18 protein-coding genes are annotated in these 21,404 nt (G+C 67.9%); 13 read left to right on the forward strand and 5 right to left on the reverse strand.

Going from position 1 to position 21,404, the window contains the following annotated elements:
- Positions 1 to 77 precede the first annotated feature (77 nt).
- The 8 genes from JOD27_RS26435 (at position 78) to JOD27_RS26470 (ending at position 11,196) form a co-directional block, all read left to right on the forward strand.
- Positions 78 to 2,732, forward strand: coding sequence for an MGH1-like glycoside hydrolase domain-containing protein (locus tag JOD27_RS26435; protein ID WP_239568763.1), 2,655 nt, complete (start codon positions 78 to 80; stop codon positions 2,730 to 2,732).
- 240 nt (positions 2,733 to 2,972) lie between these two features.
- Positions 2,973 to 3,782: an ABC transporter substrate-binding protein gene (locus JOD27_RS26440; RefSeq protein ID WP_204764945.1), complete on the forward strand. Its 810-nt coding sequence runs from the start codon at positions 2,973 to 2,975 to the stop codon at positions 3,780 to 3,782.
- Positions 3,783 to 3,858: 76 nt separating this feature from the next.
- Positions 3,859 to 4,656 (forward strand): amino acid ABC transporter permease, encoded by a 798-nt coding sequence (locus JOD27_RS26445; protein ID WP_204764946.1) that lies wholly within the window; start codon positions 3,859 to 3,861, stop codon positions 4,654 to 4,656.
- Positions 4,653 to 5,420, forward strand: coding sequence for an amino acid ABC transporter ATP-binding protein (locus JOD27_RS26450; RefSeq protein ID WP_204764947.1), 768 nt, complete (start codon positions 4,653 to 4,655; stop codon positions 5,418 to 5,420). The genes JOD27_RS26445 and JOD27_RS26450 overlap by 4 nt, the downstream gene beginning before the upstream one ends.
- A gap of 5 nt (positions 5,421 to 5,425) precedes the next feature.
- Positions 5,426 to 7,528: a hypothetical protein gene (locus tag JOD27_RS26455; protein WP_204764948.1), complete on the forward strand. Its 2,103-nt coding sequence runs from the start codon at positions 5,426 to 5,428 to the stop codon at positions 7,526 to 7,528.
- A gap of 51 nt (positions 7,529 to 7,579) precedes the next feature.
- On the forward strand, positions 7,580 to 9,751 hold the full coding sequence (locus JOD27_RS26460; protein WP_204764949.1) for an NEW3 domain-containing protein: 2,172 nt from the start codon (positions 7,580 to 7,582) through the stop codon (positions 9,749 to 9,751).
- 27 nt (positions 9,752 to 9,778) lie between these two features.
- Complete coding sequence (locus tag JOD27_RS26465; RefSeq protein WP_204764950.1) at positions 9,779 to 10,294, forward strand: hypothetical protein; 516 nt, start codon at positions 9,779 to 9,781, stop codon at positions 10,292 to 10,294.
- Positions 10,295 to 10,305: 11 nt separating this feature from the next.
- Positions 10,306 to 11,196 (forward strand): ROK family protein, encoded by an 891-nt coding sequence (locus JOD27_RS26470; protein WP_204764951.1) that lies wholly within the window; start codon positions 10,306 to 10,308, stop codon positions 11,194 to 11,196.
- Between the two features lie 257 nt (positions 11,197 to 11,453).
- Here JOD27_RS26470 and JOD27_RS26475 read toward each other — a convergent pair whose 3' ends face one another.
- Complete coding sequence (locus tag JOD27_RS26475; RefSeq protein ID WP_204764952.1) at positions 11,454 to 12,233, reverse strand: LamB/YcsF family protein; 780 nt, start codon at positions 12,231 to 12,233, stop codon at positions 11,454 to 11,456.
- Between the two features lie 94 nt (positions 12,234 to 12,327).
- Between JOD27_RS26475 and JOD27_RS26480 the strand changes: the two genes are divergently transcribed.
- From JOD27_RS26480 to JOD27_RS26500, 5 genes are all read left to right on the forward strand, one after another.
- Positions 12,328 to 13,014, forward strand: a complete 687-nt coding sequence (locus tag JOD27_RS26480; protein ID WP_204764953.1) for a GntR family transcriptional regulator — start codon at positions 12,328 to 12,330, stop codon at positions 13,012 to 13,014.
- A 117-nt stretch (positions 13,015 to 13,131) separates the two neighbouring features.
- Positions 13,132 to 13,398, forward strand: coding sequence for a DUF3311 domain-containing protein (locus tag JOD27_RS26485; RefSeq protein ID WP_204764954.1), 267 nt, complete (start codon positions 13,132 to 13,134; stop codon positions 13,396 to 13,398).
- Positions 13,398 to 15,032, forward strand: coding sequence for a monocarboxylate uptake permease MctP (gene mctP, locus JOD27_RS26490; RefSeq protein ID WP_204764955.1), 1,635 nt, complete (start codon positions 13,398 to 13,400; stop codon positions 15,030 to 15,032). The genes JOD27_RS26485 and mctP overlap by 1 nt, the downstream gene beginning before the upstream one ends.
- A 70-nt stretch (positions 15,033 to 15,102) precedes the next feature.
- Positions 15,103 to 16,344, forward strand: coding sequence for a pyroglutamyl-peptidase I (locus tag JOD27_RS46790; protein ID WP_204764956.1), 1,242 nt, complete (start codon positions 15,103 to 15,105; stop codon positions 16,342 to 16,344).
- The gene (locus tag JOD27_RS26500; protein ID WP_204764957.1) at positions 16,341 to 17,183 is read left to right on the forward strand and encodes a septum formation family protein; all 843 of its coding nucleotides are present in this window, start codon (positions 16,341 to 16,343) and stop codon (positions 17,181 to 17,183) included. The genes JOD27_RS46790 and JOD27_RS26500 overlap by 4 nt, the downstream gene beginning before the upstream one ends.
- A gap of 283 nt (positions 17,184 to 17,466) precedes the next feature.
- On the opposite strand, the gene JOD27_RS26505 is transcribed toward JOD27_RS26500, so the two are convergent.
- From JOD27_RS26505 to JOD27_RS26520, 4 genes are all read right to left on the reverse strand, one after another.
- Positions 17,467 to 17,679 carry a hypothetical protein gene (locus tag JOD27_RS26505; protein WP_204764958.1) on the reverse strand — a complete coding sequence of 71 codons (213 nt, stop codon included), beginning with the start codon at positions 17,677 to 17,679 and terminating at the stop codon, positions 17,467 to 17,469.
- A 74-nt stretch (positions 17,680 to 17,753) separates the two neighbouring features.
- On the reverse strand, positions 17,754 to 19,565 hold the full coding sequence (locus JOD27_RS26510) for a phosphoenolpyruvate carboxykinase (GTP) (RefSeq protein ID WP_204764959.1): 1,812 nt from the start codon (positions 19,563 to 19,565) through the stop codon (positions 17,754 to 17,756).
- A 303-nt stretch (positions 19,566 to 19,868) separates the two neighbouring features.
- On the reverse strand, positions 19,869 to 20,555 hold the full coding sequence (locus JOD27_RS26515) for a hypothetical protein (RefSeq protein WP_204764960.1): 687 nt from the start codon (positions 20,553 to 20,555) through the stop codon (positions 19,869 to 19,871).
- 130 nt (positions 20,556 to 20,685) lie between these two features.
- Entirely contained in the window at positions 20,686 to 21,261 is a 576-nt protein-coding gene (locus tag JOD27_RS26520) for a cupredoxin domain-containing protein (protein ID WP_204764961.1), read from the reverse strand.
- Positions 21,262 to 21,404 lie beyond the last annotated feature (143 nt).

Consider the following 21,404-nt stretch of genomic DNA (forward strand, 5'->3'; position numbering starts at 1 on the left):
CCGGCTTTTAGTGAGGAATGACTCAGACCTGACGTGGGCCCGACCGGGTGCCGGGCCCCGTGTCGCACACTGGGCCGATGGGCGAACAAGCGGAACGTGCGCGCCTCGCGGAGTCGGAGATCCCGACCTCCCCGTGGCGGCTGTGGGGGCCGTACCTGTCCGGCCGCCAGTGGGGGACGGTTCGCGAGGACTATTCGCCCGAGGGTGATGCGTGGGCGTCGTTCCCTTTTGACCACGCTCGTGCGCGCGCGTACCGGTGGGGTGAGGACGGCATCGCGGGGATCTGCGACGTGCACGGGTTCCTCAACCTCGCCGTCGCCCTGTGGAACGGCAACGACCCGATCCTGAAGGAGCGGTACTTCGGCCTCACCAACAGCGAGGGCAACCACGGTGAGGACGTCAAGGAGCACTGGTGGGTGACGGACGGGACGCCCACGCACTCGTGGATGCGGGTGGTCTACCGCTACCCGCAACGGGAGTTCCCGTACGGCCGGCTGAGAGAAATGGCTCGCAACGCCGGGCGGGAGAACCGCGAGCCCGAGCTGGCGGACACCGGGGTGCTCGACGAGAACCGGTTCTTCGACGTCGAGGTCACCTACGCGAAGGCTGACACCGACGACATCTGCGTCGAGATCAGGGCGACCAACCACGGGCCCGACGACGCGCCGTTGCACCTGCTGCCGCAGTTGTGGTTTCGCAACACGTGGGCCTGGGGCAGGGACCAGCGGCCGTGCCAGCTCATCGCCAGCACGGCGACCGGGCGCAAGGTGACTGCTGACCACGGCAACCTGGGGCGGTACACGCTGCAGCTCGACGGGGTGCCGTCGATGTTGATGACGGACAACGAGAGCAACGAGATGTCGCTCTTCGGGGCCGAGCGGAACCCGTCGCCGTGGACCAAGGACGGCATCTGCAACTACGTGGTGCACGGGAGCACGTCGACCTGTCAGGTGGTCGGGCCGGACGACGAAGGGGCGGCGGGGACGAAGTTCGCGGCCTGGTACTCGTTCGACCCCGTGGAGCCCGGCGAGACGGTGGCGATCCGGCTGCGGCTCAGCGGCGGCGACGGGCACCCGGACCCTTTTGGGCCGAGCTTCGAAGAGACCATGGCCCAGCGAAAGCTGGAGGCCGACGAGTTCCACGACGCCATCGCGCCCGAGGCGGACCCGGAGGAGAAGCACGTGCTCCGGCGGGCGCTGGCCGGGTTGATGTGGACCAAGCAGCACTACCGGTTCCGGACGCGGGACTGGCTCGACGGCGACCCCACCAAGCCGGAGGCGCCCAGTTCGAGACGTACGCCGGAGGCTCGCAACGTGCACTGGCGGCACCTCGACGTCGCCGACGTGATCTCCATGCCGGACGAGTGGGAGTACCCCTGGTTCGCGGCGTGGGACCTCGCGTTCCACACGGTTCCGTTCACGCTGGTCGACCCGGCGTTCGCGAAGGAGCAGCTGCTGCTGTTCTGTCGTGAGTGGATGATGCATCCGAACGGCCAGATTCCCGCCTACGAGTGGGAGTTCGGCGACGTCAACCCGCCCGTGCACGCGTGGGCGGCGTTACAGGTCTACCGGGCGGACGGGAGCAAGGACCGCAAGTTCCTCGCGAAGATCTTCCACAAGCTGCTGCTCAACTTCTCGTGGTGGGTGAACCGCAAGGACGCCGACGGCAGCTACCTGTTCGAGGGCGGGTTCCTCGGCATGGACAACATCGGGCCGGTCAACAGGTCCGAGCCGATGCTGGGCGAGTGGCGGCTGGAGCAGTCGGACGCCACGTCGTGGATGGCCGCGTACAGCCTGCACCTCATGCAGATCGCGCTGGAGCTGGCGCGCACCGACGAGTCCTATGAGGACGTCGCGACGAAGTTCGTCGAGCACTTCCTGTCGATCGCGGAGGCGTTCACGCACTTCGGGTCGTCGGGCAGCGGGATCTGGCACGACGAGGACGGCTTCTGCTACGACCGGGTCTCGCGCCGCCACCCGGACGGCAGCGTCGAGTCCGAACCGGTCCGGGTGCGGTCGATGGTCGGCCTCATCCCGCTCCTCGCGGCGGCGGTGCTGGAGCCGTGGGTGCTCAGCGAGCTGCACGAGTTCACCAGCCGGTTGGAGCACCTGCTCAAGCGCCGGCCGGAGCTGGGGCAGTTCATCACGTTCCACGGCGAGCGCGGTGCGTTCGTGTCGTTGCTGGACGAGCACAAGCTGCGCCGCGTGCTGCACCGGATGCTCGACGAGCACGAGTTCCTCTCACCGCACGGCATCCGCTCGCTCAGCGCCGCCCACCGCGAGGGGCTCGAGGTCAACGTCGCGGGCCAGGAGCACCGGATGGGCTACGAGCCGGGCGAGTCGAGCACGCCGATGTTCGGCGGCAACTCGAACTGGCGCGGCCCGGTCTGGCTGCCGACCAACGCGCTGCTCGTCGAGGCGCTCAGGACCGTCTGCTCGTTCCACGACGGCACGTTCCAGGTCGAGATGCCGACGCACTCCGGCCGCCTGCTCACCGCCGGCCAGGTGGCCGACGAGCTCTCCGACCGGTTGGTCGCGCTCTTCCTGCCAGACCACGACGGGCGGCGCCCGTCGGACGGCAAGCGGATCGAAGCCTCGGAGTCACCGCTTTGGCGCAACCACGTCACGTTCAGCGAGTACTTCGACGGCGATACGGGCGAAGGGCTGGGCGCGACCCATCAGACGGGGTGGACGGCGCTGGTCGCCGGTTTGCTGACCGCACGCAGGCGCTGAGCAGCGCCGCCGTGATCAAATCCTGATCAAGGACACGATCGCACTTGGTTACCATTCGGGTGCAATAAGTGCAGACATTGTGTGACACGGACCATTTCGCGCAAGATCCTGCGGTTCGAGGCGTCATTTGACGCAAAATTATTGCAAGCACGTGGCCTGTAACACGCACGTGCTGTCCACCACGTCACCCGAGTGGCAGGATCCCGTTCACTCGTCCGCGACATTACGAGGAGTGACGCAGTGGCTCGTCGATCCAGGCAACATTTGCTCGCCCTACTCCCCGCCTTGGCCCTCGCCGTGGCCGGATGCGCGACGAGCACGCAGACCACCGGGAGCACGGACAGCGGCATCCCGCTCGTGAAGAGCGGCACGCTGACGACCTGCACGCACCTGCCGTACGAGCCGTTCCAGTTCGAGAAGGACGGCCAGACGGTCGGCTTCGACGTGGACCTCGTCAACCTCGTGGCCAAGGACCTCGGCATCAAGCAGGAGATCCTGGACACGCCGTTCGAGGGCATCCAGTCCGGCCAGGACCTGAACAACAACAAGTGCGACGTCGCGGCCGCCGGTATGACCATCACCGACACGCGCAAGCAGAACTTCGACTTCTCCGACCCGTACTTCGACGCCACGCAGGCGCTCGTCGCGAAGAAGGGTGCCGGCTCCAAGGACCTGGCGGCGCTCAAGGGCAAGAAGATCGGCGTTCAGGCCTCGACGACCGGCCAGGAGTACGCCAAGAAGAACGAGGCGGCGGCCGGTTACACGATCATCGAGTTCGAGGACCTCGCGCTGCAGCTCACCGCGGTGCAGACCGGTGCGGTCGACGCGGCGATCAACGACAACGGCGTGCTCTACGACTACGTGAAGAAGAACGCCGACCTCGAGGTCGTCACCGAGTTCCAGACCGGTGAGCAGTACGGCATCGGCGTGAAGAAGGGCAACAAGGCCCTCCTCGACAAGGTCAACGCCACCTTGAAGAAGTCCAAGGAGAACGGCGAGTACGACAAGATCTACGAGAAGTGGTTCGGCAAGAAGCCGGACAAGAAGTAATCCGGCTTGCCCCAGGGCCGGTGCGCGCGCACCGGCCCTGCTCCTTGTCCAACCTCAGCTCGCGAGGTAGCACCTCATGGCAATGTCCAAGCGGCAACGCGCCAAAGTCTTCCGGGGCGTGCAGTACGGCGTCCTGATCGTCGCGGCCCTCCTGATGGCGGTGTTCGCCGACTGGGGCAAGATCCAGCACGCGTTCCTCGACCTCGACGTCGCGGCGAAGCTCTTCCCCAACATCATCATCGTCGCGCTGAAGAACACCATCATCTACTCGGCGCTCGGCTTCGCCTTCGGTCTGGCGCTCGGCCTGGTGCTGGCCCTGATGAAGCTCTCCTCGGTCGGGCCGTACCGCTGGATCGCGACGGCCTACATCGAGTTCTTCCGCGGTGTGCCCGCACTGCTGGTCTTCATCGCCTTCGCCTACGGCGTCCCGACCGCGTTCCAGCTGCGCTTCGACACCTACTCCACGGTGATGCTGGCGCTCGGCATCGTCGCCGGCGCGTACATGGCCGAAACGATCCGCGCGGGCATCCAGGCGGTGCCGAAGGGCCAGATCGAGGCCGCGCGGTCGCTCGGCATGTCCGCGCCGCGCACCATGATCACGGTCGTGATCCCGCAGGCGTTCCGGATCATCCTGCCGCCGCTCACCAACGAGCTCATCATGCTGACGAAGGACTCGTCGCTGATCTACGTCATCGGTCTGGCGGCCAGCGAGCGCGAGCTCACCCAGTTCGGCAGGCAGGCGATGAACGAGTACCGGGGCATGACGCCGATCGTGATCGCGGGCTTCCTGTACCTGATCATCACCCTGCCGCTCGGTTATCTGTCGCGGCACCTGGAGCGTCGCACCGGCGGGAAGAAGGTGTCGGTCGTATGAGCGAGGTCTTCGTCGAGATCTCCGGACTGAAGAAGTCGTTCGGGACGCTGGACGTCCTCAAGGGCATCGACGTCACGGTCAACCGCGGTGACGTGGTCTGCATCATCGGTCCGTCCGGCTCCGGCAAGTCGACGTTGCTGCGGTGCGTGAACCTGCTCGAGGAACCGAACGGCGGCCAGATCGTCGTCAACGGCGTCGAGCTGACCGACCCTGACGTCGACATCGACAGAGCACGCACGAAGATCGGCATGGTCTTCCAGTCGTTCAACCTCTTCTCGCACCTCAGCGTCCTGAACAACCTGACAGTCGCGCAGCGCAAGGTGCTCAAGCGCGGCGAGAAGGAAGCTCAGGAGGTCGCGCTGCGCAACCTGGAGCGGGTCGGGCTGAAGGAGAAGGCCAACGCGATGCCCGCGCAGCTCTCCGGTGGCCAGCAGCAGCGCGTGGCGATCGCCCGCGCGCTGTCGATGAACCCCGAGGTGATGCTGTTCGACGAGCCGACCTCGGCGCTCGACCCCGAGCTCGTCGGTGACGTGCTCGGCGTGATGCGCCAGCTCGCCGACGAGGGCATGACGATGCTGGTCGTGACGCACGAGATGCAGTTCGCCCGTGAGGTCGCCGACAAGGTGATCTTCATGGACGGCGGCTACATCGTCGAGGAGGGCCCTGCGGCCGAGGTGATCGGCAACCCGCAGGAGGAACGCACCAAGACGTTCCTGCGCCGTGTCCTCGACCCCACGCACCACGGTCCTGGCGACCCGGAGTAAGCCGCGTGGCGAGGGGGAAAGTCGCCGCGGCGGAGGTGCTGCGGGGACTGTCGGGGGAGAACGACGGAGTGGGCGGGTGGCGGTTGCCTCGGCGCAAGCCGAGCACGCCGCCCGTCATCCGCGTGGTGGACCGCGTGGTCACCGATGTGCTGGACCTGCGCGCGGTCGAGGTGCCGTACGTGCTCGAGTTCGAGCGCTGCCAGTTCGAGTCGGCCCCCGACCTGCGGCAGGCGAACCTCGCCGGCATCTCGTTCACCGACTGCGATCTGCCGGGACTCGAAGCGCGCAACCTCAGCAGCAGCAACGACGTCTCGCTGCTCGCCTGCAGGGTGTCCGACCTGATCGACCTCACCGACGCCGAGATCGCGGGCTCGGTCCTGTTGCGGGACAGCAGGTTCAGCGTTCCCGGCGGGCTGTGCCTGCACGGTGACCGGCTGACGGTGGCGGGCGCGCTGCTCGCGTTCGGCATCCACACCGAGGGCGAGGTGCGCCTCGCGGGCGCCCGCATCGGCGGCAACGTCAACCTGGGCAGCGCCGTGCTGGAGAACGCCGACGGCTTCGCGTTGAACGGCAACGGCATGCAGGTCGGGGGCAATCTGCTCGGCGCGTTCACCTCGCACGGCGTGGTGTTCCTCGCCAACGCCAGGATCAGCTCGACGCTGTCGTTGGGCCGCGCCATGCTCTCGCGCGGTGACGTGTTCGAGCAGACCAACGACCCGCACGCCGACCCGTCCGCGACGCTGATCCTCGACCGCGTCGACGTGTCCGGCGACCTGGAGCTCGACCGCGGCTTCACGAGCCACGGCACGGTCCGCGCCGTGAACGCCCGCGTCGGCGGAACGATGTCGGTGGCGGACGCCGTCCTGGACGCCGTGTCGCCGCCCGCTGTGGGCACCGACCCGACCGGGCTGGGTCGCGCGCTGCACGTCGACGGAGCGGAGATCGGCGGCGACATCGTCGGCCGCGGCGTGAAGATCAAGGGCCAGCTGCGCATGGTCGACACGCACGTGCGCGGCAGCATCACGATCGAGCATGCCACTGTGGACAATCCCGGCGCCGACGCGCTGCTGACCAACCGCTCGCAGATCGGCAGCAACTTCGTGGTGCGCGAGTCGGAGATCTCCGGTGGCCTTGAGCTGCGCGGCATCACCGTGGGCGCGAACCTCGACCTGCGCGGCAGCCGCCTGATCAAGCCCGGCAAGTACCGCCACCAACCGCGCGAGAAGCCGTCGCTCGACATCGGCGGCGCGACGATCGGCCGCGACCTCATCTGCGCACGCGGCGAGAAGGAGTTCGTGGCTCACGGCGGCGTGCGCTGCCGTCGCGCGACCATCGGCCGCATGGCGAACTTCAACGGCGCGGTACTCGGCTACAAGCTCGACAGCCACGCGTTGAACGCCATGGGCATGCAGGTCCAGGAGCTGATGCTCAACGTCGTGTCGCCGCCGAAGGGCCTGGTGACGCTGCGGCAGGCGCGTTGCACGTCGTTGGACGACAACGAGAACTTCTGGAACGCCACGGGGTTCATGGACCTCGACGACTTCCGCTACGACTCGCTCGCCTATCCGATCGACCTGCGCGACGACGCCCAGGTCGCGCAACGGCTGCGCTGGCTGCGGCACGCGATGCGGCGCAGCTACCGGCCGCGCCCGTACGACCAGTTCGCCGAGATGCTCGCCGCGGCGGGCAACGAGGAACACGCCTCGACGGTGCTGATCGAGAAGCAGCGCCTGCGGTACCGCGCGGTCGCGGAGGGCATGCGGTTCTTCGGCCCGCTGGTGCTGCTGTGGAGCTTCCTGCAGCGTTCGATGGTCGGCTACGGCTACCGGCCGGCGCGCGCTCTCGGGTGGCTGATCGCGGCGTGGATGGTGGGCAGCATGTGGTTCCAGTTCAAGGGGCCGCTGGTGCCGATCAACGAGCAGGACCACCTGCCGTGGAACGCGTGGCTCTACACGATCGACCTGGTCGTGCCGATCGTCGACTTCGGCAACAAGAACCGCTGGCAGACGCCGGGTGCGTCGCAGTGGATCGCGTCCGGGCTGATCGTGACGGGGTGGATTCTGGCCACCACTGTGGCTGCGGGTTTGACACGAATGCTGAAACGATGACGCCACCATCGGGGTATTTCGTCGGCAACTGAACGGTGGTGCGATCGATCGGTGATCGCCGCCGAGTCCACCGAGCTCTTCGTCGGGCCTCGGACCGCGCTGCTGCAGGTGGTGCGGGTGACCTCGCCTACGTCGGCGGGACCGGTGCACGCGCACGTCTCCGGACCTGGCCTGCACTCGCCGCGGCACGGCGGGGCGCTGCTGCCGGGACCGTTCGGCTACGAGGTGGCCGTCGACGTTTCCGAGCACTCCCCCGGCGCCGTGGTGCCCGCTCAGGCCGTCCTGCGGTCTGCCGACGGTGAGGAATCGTGCTCGTTTTCGCTGGTTGTGGGCACTCCGGGATGGACCGTGCACCTCGTCGGGCACGTGGCGGCCGATGCGCCTTTCCCGGTGTTGCGCGCTCATCTGGACCTGGCTCTGACCGATCCCGCCTACCGGTTCGCCGTGACGTCCGTGGAGTTGCTGCAGCCTTACTGGGACACGTTCCCGCAGCACCGCTCGCTGCTGCTGCGGCTGATCTCCGAGGGACGGGTCGAGGTCGTCGGCTCTCCGTCCAATGTGGTCGGTGTGGCGCCGTTGCTCTGGTCGCTGCCGCCCGGATCGCCCTTGGAGGCTTCCTCACTGGTGGAGGCCGAGCGGTCGGTCTACACGTCGTTCCTGGCACTGCGGTCCTCGGGATCCGCGATGCACGTGATGCTGCCCGTCGGAGCGCCGCACTCGATGCCGTCGCCGTGGACGACCGAGATCCACCACGACTGGCAGTCCCGCTACACGTGGCCGCGGGTCATCTGCTCGTTGCCGCGCGACTACTACGTTCGCGGCAAGGTGCCCGTTCCTCCTGCTCCGATCGACGACTCACCCGCGGCGGTGTTCGCGACGCACGCTGCCCGGCTGACCGGAGCGGCCTACCCGGCCGCTGCGCTTGTGCGGGCTGCGGCGGCGCATCCGCGTGAGGCTTTCGACCTGCACTCGGACATCATCTCGCGGTCGCTGTCGGCGTTGACGTCCACTGTGGACTCTTCGGTGATCGTGTGGAACCCGTTGAACCTGCCGTGCACCGACGTGGTCTCGGTGCACCTGCCTTCTCCTCGCAACGTGCACGTCGCCCACGACGGTGAGGCCCTGCCGACGCTGGTCGACGGGAGCACCGTGACGTTCCTGGCGCGCGACGTACCGCCGCACGGGTGGCGGACGTGTTCGTTGGTCGAGGACGACGTCGACCACGGCTGGAAGCAGGGCTTCGGCACGGAGATCGCGTCCACGCACTACGTGCTGACGTACGACCCGATCGCGTCACTGGTCGCTGTGGACGGTCCTGTGCTGGAGCCTCCCAGGCTGACCGGGCCGGTGACGGTCTGGCACAGCGAGGTCGGCGAGAAGATGGTCGGGTCGTCGACCTTCACGCTGTGGCACGAGGTCGACCACCTCGGACCTTCCCCGCTCGTGGGCGTGCTGGGCACGCGGTCGCCGGCGCACGGGACGCTGCCCGACGTGGCCCCGCGGCTGTCGGTGGCCGGGCCACCGCTGGGGCCTGCCTCGCCCGCCGTCACGCCGGTGTTCGGGCGGTACTGGCTGCACGAGCCGGCGCCGTTGGGCGGTCTCGCCGCGAACGTGCACCTGGAGGTGCTCGGTCCGACCCGGCTGCGGGTGGTCGCGGTCTCGGACGGGGACGCGTTCGAGGGTGTCGTCCGGTTGTCGCTGCCGGACGGGTGGTCGGCGTCGTGGGACGAGTTGCCGGTGTCGCTGTCCGCCGGTGGGTTCGTGTCGGCCGACGTGAGATTGGTGCCGCCGCGGACTCCTGGCTGTTATCCGGTGCTGGCCACTTTGGAGGGACTGCCGTTCGAGGTCTACGACGTCGTGCTGCTGACCGTGCCCGAGTGGGACTTCGAGGACCCCGTCGAGGTGCTGTGGGTGGCTTCGTCGCCCGCGGTGGTGTCCGTTGCGCCGGGCTCCTCTTCCGTGCTGCGGGTCGTGCTGGCTTCCGGCGCGCACGGGGACCTGCCGGTGCAGGCGTGGATGTTGTCGCCGCGGGAGACCTGGGAGCTGGTCGGGCCGTTCAGCTTGTCCGGTCTCCTGCCCGCTCAAGGCCGGTTGGCGCTCGACTTCACGGTGTCGGCGCCGGTGTGGGCCACGCCAGGCTCGTGGTCGGCGGTCGCGAAGGTGGCGGCCGGTGAGCTGGTCAGGACCTCTCCTGTCATCCGGCTCGAAATCGGTGCGGGGTGAGTCGGCAAGATCCATAGGCTGCCGTGCATGATGCATCCGGATGAGGCCGAGCTGGTCCGGTTCGCGCTCGAGTGCGCGCCGGAGCAACGAGAGGAAGCCGTTCTCGCGTTGATCGAGACCGAGTCGACCGAGATCGTGAAGGTCTGCGACCGCCTGTTCCGTGACGACGAGGGACTGGCCGGTCGGTTGCTGGCACGCCTGACCGGCGGCGCGACCGCCGAGTCGGTGATCGAGGACCTGCGGACCGGCGGGGTGCCCGGCGTCCCGTGGATCATCGCGGCGGAAGCCCTGGCCGCACACGGAGCCGAAGTCGTGCCGGCGCTGGTCACCGCGCTCGAGTCGTTCCCGCTGCCCGCAGAGCAGACGGAGCTTTGGATGCGGGACGAGTCGGCGAAGTACCGCCTGATGCACGCGCTGGAGAAGATCGGCCCGCCCGCCGCGGCCGCAGTGCCGGTGCTGACGGCCATCAGCACCGATCGCGAGGCGTACCGCGACAGCCGGTGGCAGGCGGAGCAGGCACTCGAGGCGATCAACCCCGGTTAACATGGGCCACCGTGACTGATCTGGTGCTGGCACTGGACTTCGGCGGCACCAAGATCGCTGCCGCCCTGGTGGACCCCTCGGGTGCCGTGGTGCGTTCGTCGCGGGTGCCCACGCCGACCTCCGACCCCTGGGACGCCGTCGTGTCGGTGGTGTCGTCGGTGGTGCGGGGTGAGCCCGTCTCCGGTGTCGGCATCGCTTCCGCCGGGCCCGTGGACACCGTCGCCGGCACCGTCTCGCCGATCAACGTGCCCTCGTGGCAGGCGTTTCCGCTGCGGTCCGCGGTGTCGTCGTTGTTCCCCGGAGTGCCGGTGGAACTGGCTGGCGACGGCGTGTGCATGGCACTGGGCGAGCACTGGCGCGGGGCCGGGCAGGGCAGCAGGTTCATGGTCGGGCTGGTCGTGTCGACCGGTGTCGGCGGCGGGCTGGTGCTCGACGGACGGCCGTTCGGCGGGCGGACCGGCAATGCCGGACACATCGGCCACATCGTCGTCGAACCCGGCGGTGAGCCCTGCACGTGCGGCGGGCGCGGGTGCGTCGAGACCGTGGCCGGTGGGCCCCGGATGGTGGCGTGGGCGCGACGGGCAGGGTGGCAGGCGCCGGACGACGCGGACGCCGCCGTGCTGGCCGCCGCGGCGCTGGCCGGGGACGAGATCCCGCTCGAGGCGTTCGACCGGGCCGGGCAGGCCGTCGGGATGGCGATCGCCGGGGCTGCCGCGGTGTGCGACCTGGAGCTCGCGGTCATCGGTGGTGGGGTGGCGCAGGCGGGGGAGCTGCTGTTCGACCCGGTGCGGAGGGCGTTGAAGACGCACGCCGGGTTGTCGTACCTGGCCGGGCTCGAGGTGCGGGCCGCTCGGCTGGCTGGCGAGGCCGGGCTGGTGGGGGCGGCGGCGCTGGTGCGCTAGGCGCGCTCGCGCAGGGGTCCCCCTGGGTGTCGGGTCCCCCGCGACCCAACGTACCGAGCAGGTCTGACAGTCAGCCCGCGTCGCGGTGTCAGACGCTCTCCTGACAGTCAGGCCGCCTCGCGGTGTCAGGCCGCCATCCTGACAATCAGGCCGCCTCGCGGGTGTCAGAGAACGCCATCCGACAGTCAGGCCGCCTCGCGGGTGTCAGAACGCCATCCGACAGTCAGGCCTCGCAGATCTCAGATCCCGTCCGACGGTCAGACCGCCTTGCGGGTGTGGCGCAGCGGCGACTCCACGCGGCCGACCGCGACCCCGGCCGATTCCAGGGCCGCGCGGACCGCACGAGCGATCTCCACGGCGTTCGGGGTGTCGCCGTGCACGCAGATCGAGTCGGCCGCGATGCGCACCGGACGTCCGCTGACGCTGCGCACCCAGCCCTCGGTCGCGAGCTGGACGCACCGCGCAGCGATCTCGGCCGGGTCGCGCAGGACGGCGCCGGGCTCGCCGCGCGGCACCAGCGTTCCCGCGGCGGTGTAGGCGCGGTCGGCGAAGGCCTCGTGCCACACGCGCAGGCCCGCCACCGAGGCACGCTTCAGCCAGACCGCACCCGGCGGGCCCAGGACGGCCAGGGACGGGTCGAACAGCCGGATCGCGTCCACCACGGCGTCGGCCTGGGCCTCGTGGCGGAACAGGGCGTTGTAGAGAGCGCCGTGCGGCTTCACGTAGGACACCCGTGTTCCGGCGGCACGCGCGAACACCGACAGCGCTCCCAGCTGGGCCAGGACCTCGTTGGTCAGCGTGTCCGGTGCGACGTCGATGAACCTGCGGCCGAACCCTGGGAGGTCGCGGTAGCCGACGTGCGCGCCGACGGCGACCCCTGCCTCGGCTGCCAGGGCGCACACCTCGCGCATCGTGTCGGCGTCGCCGGCGTGGTAGCCACATGCGATGTTCGCGCTGGTCACGACCTTCAACAGGGCACGGTCATCGCCCAGCGCCCACTGGCCGAAGCCCTCGCCGAGATCTGCGTTCAGGTCCATGGCCGTCCTCCAACCTGCCGGTTTGTTGGATTGTAGGATTGTTGAACGATTCGACGATACTGCAATCGAACGATCCTGCAAATAGACTTGGCAGGTGACTGAGAGCTGGGTGTCGACGCTGGCGCAGAACAAGTCCAACCTGGAGCGTGCGAGCACCGCGCAGAAAGTCGCCGACATGCTGCGTGAGCAGGTGCTCGACGGCGAACTGGCACCGGGGCTGCGGCTCAGCGAGGAGGCGATCGGCGGCGCGCTCGGGGTCAGCCGCAACACGCTGCGCGAAGCGTTCCGGTTGCTCACGCGAGACCGGATCCTGGTGCACGAGCACAGCCGCGGGGTGTTCGTCCGCACGCCGACCGCCGACGACGTGCGCGACCTCTACGCCGCCCGCAGGGTGATCGAGTGCGGCGCGCTGCGGCGCTGGAACGACGTCACCGAGGCACAGCGGGAAGCCGTCCGCTCACCGGTCCTCCGTGCCGTGGCCCGGGCAGAGAAGAACGACTTCAGCAAGACGGGCACCGCCAACATCCAGTTCCACCGCGGCATCGTCCGACTCGCGGACAGCGTCCGGCTGACCGACGAGTCCGACCGCCTGTTCGCCGAGCTCATGCTCGCATTCCGAGTCGCTCGCGAGATGGACGAGTTCCATCGAACCTACCTGCCCTGGAATCGTAGGATCGTAGAATTGTTGAACAATGGGACCGTTGAGCAAGCGGTCGAGCAGCTAGCCGAGTACTTCGACGCCGCGGAGCAGGACCTCGTCGGACGCCTGACGCGGCGTTAATCCAGCGTTAATCCAAAGGGAGTGTTAAGCCGAGTGCAACGATTCCGATCACGGAGCTGACGGACCGTGTCATCAGGCCTAACATCCGCGCAACACCGCGTACACGGAGGGCCCACCATGCCGTCGGATCCCAAGACCGGCTTGCGCTGGAGCAACTGGAACCTGTTGCTGCTCGTTCCGCTGCTCATGCTCATCACGCCGTGGTTCAACATCGACCAGCCCCGTCTCTTCGGGCTGCCGTTCTTCTACTGGTACCAGTTCGCGTTCGTGCCCCTCGGCGTGCTGTGCGTGGGCCTGGTCTACGTCAAGACCAAGGACAAGCCGGTCGTCACCGGGAAGCCGGACAAGCTGGGCGTCGACGACCTGGACGAGGGAGCGAAGTGATGCAGTGGACTGAGCTGATCGTTTTCAGCGCCCTCTTCCTGCTCGTCACCGTCATGGGCTTCGTGGCCGCGCGGTGGCAGAAGGGCGACACGCTCGACCACCTCGACGAGTGGGGTCTGGGCGGTAGGAAGTTCGGCAGCTGGATCACGTGGTTCCTGGTCGGCGGTGACCTCTACACCGCCTACACGTTCGTGGCGGTGCCGGCGCTGATGTTCGGCGCGGGCGCGACCGGGTTCTTCGCGCTGCCGTACACGGTGATCCTGTACCCGATCGTGTTCCTGCCGCTGGTTCGCATGTGGTCGGTCAGCCGCGTGCACGGCTACGTCACGCCGGCCGACTTCGTGAAGGGCCGCTACGGCTCGCACTGGCTGGCGCTGCTGATCGCCATCACCGGCATCGTCGCGACCATGCCGTACATCGCGCTGCAGCTCGTCGGCCTCGAGGCCGTGCTGCGGTCGATGGGCCTCAACGGCGGCGGCATCCTCGGCCACCTGCCGCTGTTCATCGCGTTCGTGATCCTCGCGCTCTACACCTACCAGTCCGGTCTGCGGGCACCCGCGCTGATCGCGTTCGTCAAGGACATCCTGATCTACCTGGTCATCCTCGTCGCGATCGTCTACCTGCCCGCGAAGTTCGGCGGATGGGGCGAGATCTTCAACCACGCGCAGGCCAAGTTCGACGGCACGCCGTCCAAGACCGACGGCATCCTGCTGACCGGCACCAACCAGCTGCAGTACGCCACGCTGGCGCTCGGCAGCGCGCTGGCGCTGTTCCTCTACCCCCACTCGCTGACCGGCATCCTGGCAAGCCGCGGGCGCAACGTCATCAAGCGCAACATGGTCGCGCTGCCGGCGTACTCGCTGGTGCTGGGCCTGCTGGCGCTGCTCGGCTTCGTCGCGATCAGCGCGGGCACCAAGCCGATCGTCAACCAGGCGACCGGCCGTCCCGACACCAACACGATCGTGCCGGAGCTCTTCGGCCACAACTTCCCGTCGTGGTTCGCGGGTGTCGCGTTCGCGGCCATCGGCATCGGCGCGCTGGTGCCGGCGGCGATCATGTCGATCGCGGCGGCGAACCTGTGGACGCGCAACGTCTACAAGGAGTACATCCACAAGCACGCCACCCCGGCGCAGGAGGCCAAGCAGGCCAAGATCGCGTCGCTGGTCGTGAAGTTCGGCGCGGTGGCGTTCATCGTGTTCGTCGACCCGCAGTTCTCGATCGACCTGCAGCTCATCGGCGGCGTGATGATCCTGCAGACGCTGCCGGCGGTCGCGATCGCGCTCTACACCCGCTGGTTCCACGTCTACGGCCTGGTCGCGGGCTGGGTCGCGGGCATGGGCTACGGCATGTGGCTGCTGTACAACATCGGCAACCCGGCCGTGAACAAGGCGCACTTCGCCGGTTCGGCTCTGCCGCTCGGCAAGATCTCGATCTTCGGCTGGCACCCGTTCGGGGCGTCGACGACGCAGATCTACGTCGGCATCGTCGCGCTCTTCGTCAACCTGCTGGTAGCGGTGATCGTCACGCTGATCGCCAAGCGGGCCAAGGTGTTCAACGGCACCGACCAGACGGACCCGTCCGACTACCACGTCGACGAGGACAGCCCGAGGGTCAAGCCCGTCGCGACCCATTGAGACAACTCAGTTAACGGTATGGGCCACCCGTCGGTTTCGACGGGTGGCCCTTTTCCGTTGAGATCGAACCGTGAAAATCATCGCCGGACTCGTCATCGCGGCAGGCCTCGCCGTCGTGCCGGGCGTCGCCCACGCCCAGGACAGCGACTGCTACGACACCACCGTCCCGCTGACCGTCGAGGAACAACGGCTCGACGACACACTCGTGGCCGGCGGACCCGCCGTCGGGCCCTCTCTCGTGAAGCTCGCCGGGTTCGACGGCCGCGTCACGGACTTCACCACCAAGCTCTGCCGGCAGAGCGTGCTGAGGCAGGCGCAACAGTTCGCGGAACGCGAGGGCAACGCGCTGTGGAAGGCCGCCGTCGCCCGTGCGCAGAGCACCCAGCCGTTGCCGCACGACGCCTACGACGACCGCCCGCTGTACTGGGCGCGTCTGCGGCTCACCACCGCGCTGCGCCAGTGGAAGCCGCGGTTCACGCTCTCCGTGCACGACCGCGCGAAGCTCGTCCAGCAGTTCGACTGGGCCTCGCGGGGACTGCGCGACTCGGTGTTCCCTGCCAGGCCGGGCGTGCGCAAGATCGCGGTGACCGGCTTCGACCCGTTCCAGCTCACCGGAACGAACGTGCGGCGCGCCAACCCGGCCGGTGCGGCGGCGCTGCAGCTCGACGGCCGTGAGATCACCACACCCACCGGCAAAGCCGTGCTGCAGGCGGCGGTTCTGCCGGTCCTGTGGGGCGGGTTCGACGAGGGGATCGTCGAGCAGTTCTACGGATCCGCATTGGAACAGAGGCCCGACGCGTTCGTGACGATCAGCCAGGGCAGGCCTGGGCGCTTCGACATCGAGCGGTGGGCGGCGCGCTGGCGTGGCGGCTCGGCGGACAACGACAACGTCGGCTCGTACGGCAGCGTCCCGGACGCCGCGGGCTGGCCGCAGCCCGCCACCGAGTTCATCGAGACGACGCTTCCGTTCCAGAAGATGATCGACGCGGGCACCGGCCCGTTCCCCGTCGTGCTGAACCGGAGTTTCTGCGAGTGGGTCGTCGTGGGCAGCACGCAGGACTGCCGCACCGACGAGCCGACACCGGGGCGCGTCGCGGCTGTCGGTGGCGGCGGGGACTACCTCTCCAACGAGAGCATGTACCGGGCCAACCGCGTGCGAATCGGTTACGGCGCAACGAATGTCCTCGGCGGGCACCTTCACACGCCGGTGCTCGGCCAGCCCGCCGATCCGGCCGCGTTGACGGATCCGGCGTTCGAAAAACAGCGTCGCGACATCGCCGATCAAGTCAAGGCCCTAGTCTCTGTGATGTGACTCGTGTGCGGCTGGCGGTGGCAATCATCCCGATCGTCTGGGCGTTGAGCGCCTGTGCCATCCAGGTCGGTGGTCAGGCAGTCCCAGGCCCGATGCCGTCCACCGCCGCCGCAGACGCGCCGACGCTGCCGAAGGTGGGGCAGTGCATGAACTCCTCGGAGCTCAAGCCGGTCGACTGCGCCGCGAGCCACGACGCCGAGGTGATGGGCGTCGGCGAGATGGCGGGCCTGCCGTCGACCTACCCGGACACGCAGGCGCTGCGCAAGGCCGCGCTGCCGTCGTGCTACGGGACGATCAGCGACTACCTCGGCAGCCCCGACGCCGGTGCGACCCGCCTGCAGGTCTGGGCGTTCTGGCCGAACGAGGCGAGCTGGAAGAAGGGCGACCGCTGGCGGCTGTGCACCGTCGTCGAGCTCACCGCCGACGGAAAGGCGTTGCCCCGCAAGGGTTCCCTGAAGGACGTCCTGAAGGGTTCCAGCTTCAACACGTACCAGATCTGCCTCGGCGGCTCCCCGTCGAAGGACCCAGACGTGAAGCCGACCGCCTGCAACGGCCCGCACATGGCCGAAGCCGTCCCCGGCGGCATCGTGCCGTTGGGCAAGTACAGCGACCCCACGCCGTCCAAGGACCAGATGAACGCCATCGTCAAGGACAAGTGCACGAAGGCCGTGCACGACTACGTGGGCTCGGACAAGCGCACCGACGTGTTCCCGGCGTGGCGGATGCCCGGTTCCCAGGGCTGGTCAGAGGGTTGGACCTACGCGATCTGCTACGCGGAGGCCACCAGGACCTTCAACGGCACGCTCCTCGGACTCCGCGAGAATCCGCTCCCGAACTGATCCGGCGATCACGACCATCAGCACGGCGGCCAGGGACAGCACCAGCATCGCGATTCCTGCGATCCCCACGGCACACCTCCCTCTCCTCCGGCGACGATCTTCGTGACCGTCATCACGTACCTAAGACGTTCCCGGAGTGGGGCAGGTTCATTCCTGTGGCAAGACCGTTTTCGCGAGCTGTGGAGAAGTCCCCACGGCTGTCCACAGCTATCCACAACCTGTGCACAGAGTCGTCCACACCTGTGGACAACTTCGTCTCAAAGGGACGGTGAACTGCACTGATTCAGAGGAAATTGCTGCACAGGACGATGCCCGCAGCGGTGCCGATCGCTAAACCGAGGATGAACACGACGGTGTAGCGCCACCACGGCGTGCGGGCGGGAGGAGCGGGCGGCACCGGGTAGTAGCGCACGATGCCCGTCGTCGGGCCGACCTCGACATCACGCCGGGTGCCGTCGAAATGGAGTCCGCCGAGGAAGTCCTCGTCCTGCGTCACACCACTAGTAGTACCCCAAAAAGACGGCCCAGCGGTCGCCGTTGACCGCTGGGCCATCGAACACACCCAGGAACTCAGCCCAGGCGCTGCTTCAGGGCCTCGAGCTGGTCACGCAGCGTGGTCGGGACCTTCTCACCGATCTTGTCGAACCACTCCTCGACCAGCGGGATCTCGGCACGCCACTCGTCGGCGTTGAACTCGAGCGCGGCCTCGATGTCTTCGACCGGCGCGTCCAGGCCCTCGAGGTCCAGGTCGGCTGCCGTCGGGACGTAGCCGATGGGGGTCTCGGTGGCGGCGGCCTTGCCCTCGATGCGCTCGATCGCCCACTTCAGGACGCGCGAGTTCTCGCCGAAGCCAGGCCACAGGAACCGCTTGTCCTCACCGCGGCGGAACCAGTTGACGTAGAAGATCTTCGGCAGCTTGTCGGCGTCGGCGCGCTTGCCGAGGTCGACCCAGTGCTGGAAGTAGTCACCGGCGTTGTAGCCGATGAACGGCAGCATCGCCATCGGGTCGCGGCGCACGACACCGGTCTTGCCGACCGCGGCGGCCGTGGTCTCCGACGACAGCGTGGCGCCCATGTAGGTGCCGTGCTGCCAGTCGCGCGACTCGGTGACCAGCGGGATCGTCGTGGCACGGCGGCCACCGAAGAAGATCGCCGAGATCGGCACGCCCTTGGGGTCGTCCCACTCCGGCGCCTTGATGTCGCACTGCTCGATCGGCGTGCAGTAGCGCGAGTTCGGGTGCGAGGAGAGCTCCTCGCTGTCCGGCGTCCAGTCCTGGTGCTTCCACGAGGTGAGGTGGGCCGGGGGCTCGCCCATGCCCTCCCACCAGATGTCGCCGTCGTCGGTCAGCGCGACGTTCGTGAACAGCGAGTTGCCCTTGGCGATGGTGCGCATCGCGTTCGGGTTCGTGTGGTAGTCGGTGCCGGGCGCGACGCCGAAGAAGCCGTTCTCCGGGTTCACCGCGTAAAGGCGGCCGTCCTCACCGAAGCGCATCCACGCGATGTCGTCGCCGAGGGTCTCGACCTTCCAGCCGGGGATGGTCGGCTGGAGCATCGCGAGGTTGGTCTTGCCGCAGGCCGACGGGAACGCCGCCGCGATGAAGTAGACCTTGTTCTCCGGCGAGGTGAGCTTGAGGATCAGCATGTGCTCGGCGAGCCAGCCCTCGTCGCGCGCCATCACGCTCGCGATGCGCAGCGAGTAGCACTTCTTGCCGAGCAGCGCGTTGCCGCCGTAGCCGGAGCCGAAGCTCCAGATCTCCCGGGTCTCCGGGAAGTGCGAGATGTACTTGGTCTCGTTGCACGGCCACTGCACGTCCTGCTGGCCGGCCTCGAGCGGCGCGCCGAGCGAGTGCAGCGCCGGGACGAAGTCCGCGTCCTCACCGAACAGCGCGAGGGCCTTGGTGCCCATGCGGGTCATGATGTGCATCGAGACGACGACGTACTCCGAGTCGGTGATCTCCACACCGAGCATCGGCTTCTCCGCATCGAGCGGGCCCATGCAGAACGGGATGACGTACATCGTGCGACCACGCATGCAGCCCCGGTAGAGCTCGGTCATGATGGCCTTCATCTCGGAAGGGTCCATCCAGTTGTTCGTCGCGCCCGCGTCTTCCTCGCGAACCGAACAGATGTACGTGCGCTCCTCCACGCGAGCGACGTCGCTCGGGTCCGAGGCGGCCCAGAACGAGTTGGGCTTCTTCTTGAGCGGCACGAAGGTGCCGGCGTCGACGAGCTTCTGCGTGAGACGGTCCCATTCACCCTGGGACCCGTCCGCCCAAACAACCTCGTCGGGGCAGGTCAGCTCAGCGACTTCCTGAACCCATGCGAGCAAACGCGCGTGGTTGGTGGGTGCGTTGTCGAGACCGGGAATGGTCACTGCCGTCATCTCGTCTCGTCTCCTGACTGAACGCCTCGGCTGCCCGAGGACCGCGGTGGGTCGTCCGGTGGGGACTTCGTCGTCCTCGGGAATAGCTCCAGACGCCCGGTGCGGCCGGGCGTGCATGGAAGGGGATGGATCGAGGTTAGCCCGGTGAATGGCAGGTAACGCACCCCCAGCCTGTCGCTTCTCTCACAAAACCGATTCTGGAATCGATTCAGCACTCGGACGGCGTTAAGGCGCGCTTGAGGTCGGAAAAACACAAGAGGCCCCGGTGCGGTTCTCACCACACCGGGGCCTGTGACCTGCGCTTCAGTTCGGGCTGATCCACTGCCCGGTGGTGGAATCGATTCGGACGACCCCGTCGAACCGTTCTTCCTCGAACCAGTCGTCCGAGTCGTCCAGAATGCCGCTCTTGGAGTCCGTCACGTACCGGCCGTCGGACGCGATGTGCCCGTGCTCGACCTCGACCCAGTCGTCACCACGGTGTTCCGACATCGTGACCTCGCCCGACCGCGTGATCTCGGTCGCGAGGTCGGCCTTGCCGTCGGCGTTCTTGTCGGTGAACAGCCAGGTGTCGCCGTCGTCGTCACGAACTACAGCCGTGTCGGCCTTGCCGTCGCCATCGGTGTCCTCCGTCGCCTGACCGACGTTTCGATCGCCCCCGTCGGTCTGCACGACAATCGTCTGCTGAGGCGCGGAATTTGTTTTTTGTTGCTGAGTGTCGTGCGGGTCGACGGCAACCCACTCACCGGAATTCTCCTCGAACCGAGCCTGGCTGAGGAGATTGCCGTCCTTGTCGAACGTGCTCATCAGATCGGCGTCGCCGTCGCCGTTCGTGTCGGTGAACGCGAGGTGTCCACCGTCATCGGTCTCGACGACGGCGGAGTCGTTCACACCGTCGTGGTTGAGGTCGAAGGTGACGTCGGCGGTGTACTCCTCGTCCTCGACGGTCACCTTCAGCTCGGCGTCGGCCGCACCGTTCTCGTCGATGTACACCGGGACACACCTCCTACTGCTCATGTACCGGTATGACCCACGTTATGCCGGTTCGGTTCCCTCGCCAACCTTCGTCACCCGTGACGGCCCGTCCTGCGGCGGTAGGAGGCCTGGCGGCAGGCGTGGGACGTCAGGTCCGGTCCGGCCGCGAGCTGATCATCAGCAGGCACAACGTCGTGACCGCCGCGACCAGGCCCGCGAGCAGCAGCATCGGCGGCAACGCCGACGACGTTGGCCGCGGTGCCGCGACCGCCGCAACAGCACTGGTCGAGGTGGCGGTCGGAGGCGCCGGGCTGATCGTGGTCGTCGGTGCCGGTTGCTGCACGACCGGCTGCTGCTGCACTGGCGGTGGTGGGGCGGCGGTCGTTTCGTTGGCGAGGACGACGATCTTCGCACGCATGTCCGGATGCACGGAGCAGATGTAGTCGAACGTGCCCGGTTGCGTGAACGTGAAGCTCCACGACTGTCCCGTGGCGAGCATCGGTGAGCGGAAGGTACCGCCTGCGACGTCGTGGGAGGCCTCGTCCTGGTTGGTCCACGTGACGACGTCGCCCAGGTGGACGGTCATCGTGGCGGGCACGTAGGCGTAACGGGCGATCGGGATCTGGTGTGTCTCGGCGGCGGCCACCGTGCTGACCCAGGAAGAGCCGGTCGAGGTCAGCACGGCGAACGCGGCCAGGACAACGCCGGCCAGGCCGCGCTTCATCAGCAGATCGCCTGGTTGAACGCAGGGTCGAGCATCTGCTCGAGCAGGACGGTGTGCGCCTTGACGTAGTTGTCGAACGCCAACGCGTCCTGCGCCTGCTGCAGCGGCGACGTCTCCAGATGCGCCGCCTTCACGTGCGCGAT

The organism is Lentzea nigeriaca, from assembly GCF_016907955.1.
Lineage (GTDB): Bacteria > Actinomycetota > Actinomycetes > Mycobacteriales > Pseudonocardiaceae > Lentzea > Lentzea nigeriaca.

What these genes read in the sequence shown, in the direction of transcription:
- JOD27_RS26435 (WP_239568763.1), top strand. Translation starts at nt 78, where the DNA reads ATGGGCGAACAAGCGGAACGTGCGCGCCTCGCGGAGTCGGAGATCCCG.
- JOD27_RS26445 (WP_204764946.1), top strand. Translation starts at nt 3,859, where the DNA reads ATGGCAATGTCCAAGCGGCAACGCGCCAAAGTCTTCCGGGGCGTGCAG.
- JOD27_RS26450 (WP_204764947.1), top strand. Translation starts at nt 4,653, where the DNA reads ATGAGCGAGGTCTTCGTCGAGATCTCCGGACTGAAGAAGTCGTTCGGG.
- JOD27_RS26465 (WP_204764950.1), top strand. Translation starts at nt 9,779, where the DNA reads ATGATGCATCCGGATGAGGCCGAGCTGGTCCGGTTCGCGCTCGAGTGC.
- JOD27_RS26475 (WP_204764952.1), bottom strand. Translation starts at nt 12,233, where the DNA reads ATGGACCTGAACGCAGATCTCGGCGAGGGCTTCGGCCAGTGGGCGCTG.
- JOD27_RS26485 (WP_204764954.1), top strand. Translation starts at nt 13,132, where the DNA reads ATGCCGTCGGATCCCAAGACCGGCTTGCGCTGGAGCAACTGGAACCTG.
- mctP (WP_204764955.1), top strand. Translation starts at nt 13,398, where the DNA reads ATGCAGTGGACTGAGCTGATCGTTTTCAGCGCCCTCTTCCTGCTCGTC.
- JOD27_RS26510 (WP_204764959.1), bottom strand. Translation starts at nt 19,565, where the DNA reads ATGACGGCAGTGACCATTCCCGGTCTCGACAACGCACCCACCAACCAC.
- JOD27_RS26520 (WP_204764961.1), bottom strand. Translation starts at nt 21,261, where the DNA reads ATGAAGCGCGGCCTGGCCGGCGTTGTCCTGGCCGCGTTCGCCGTGCTG.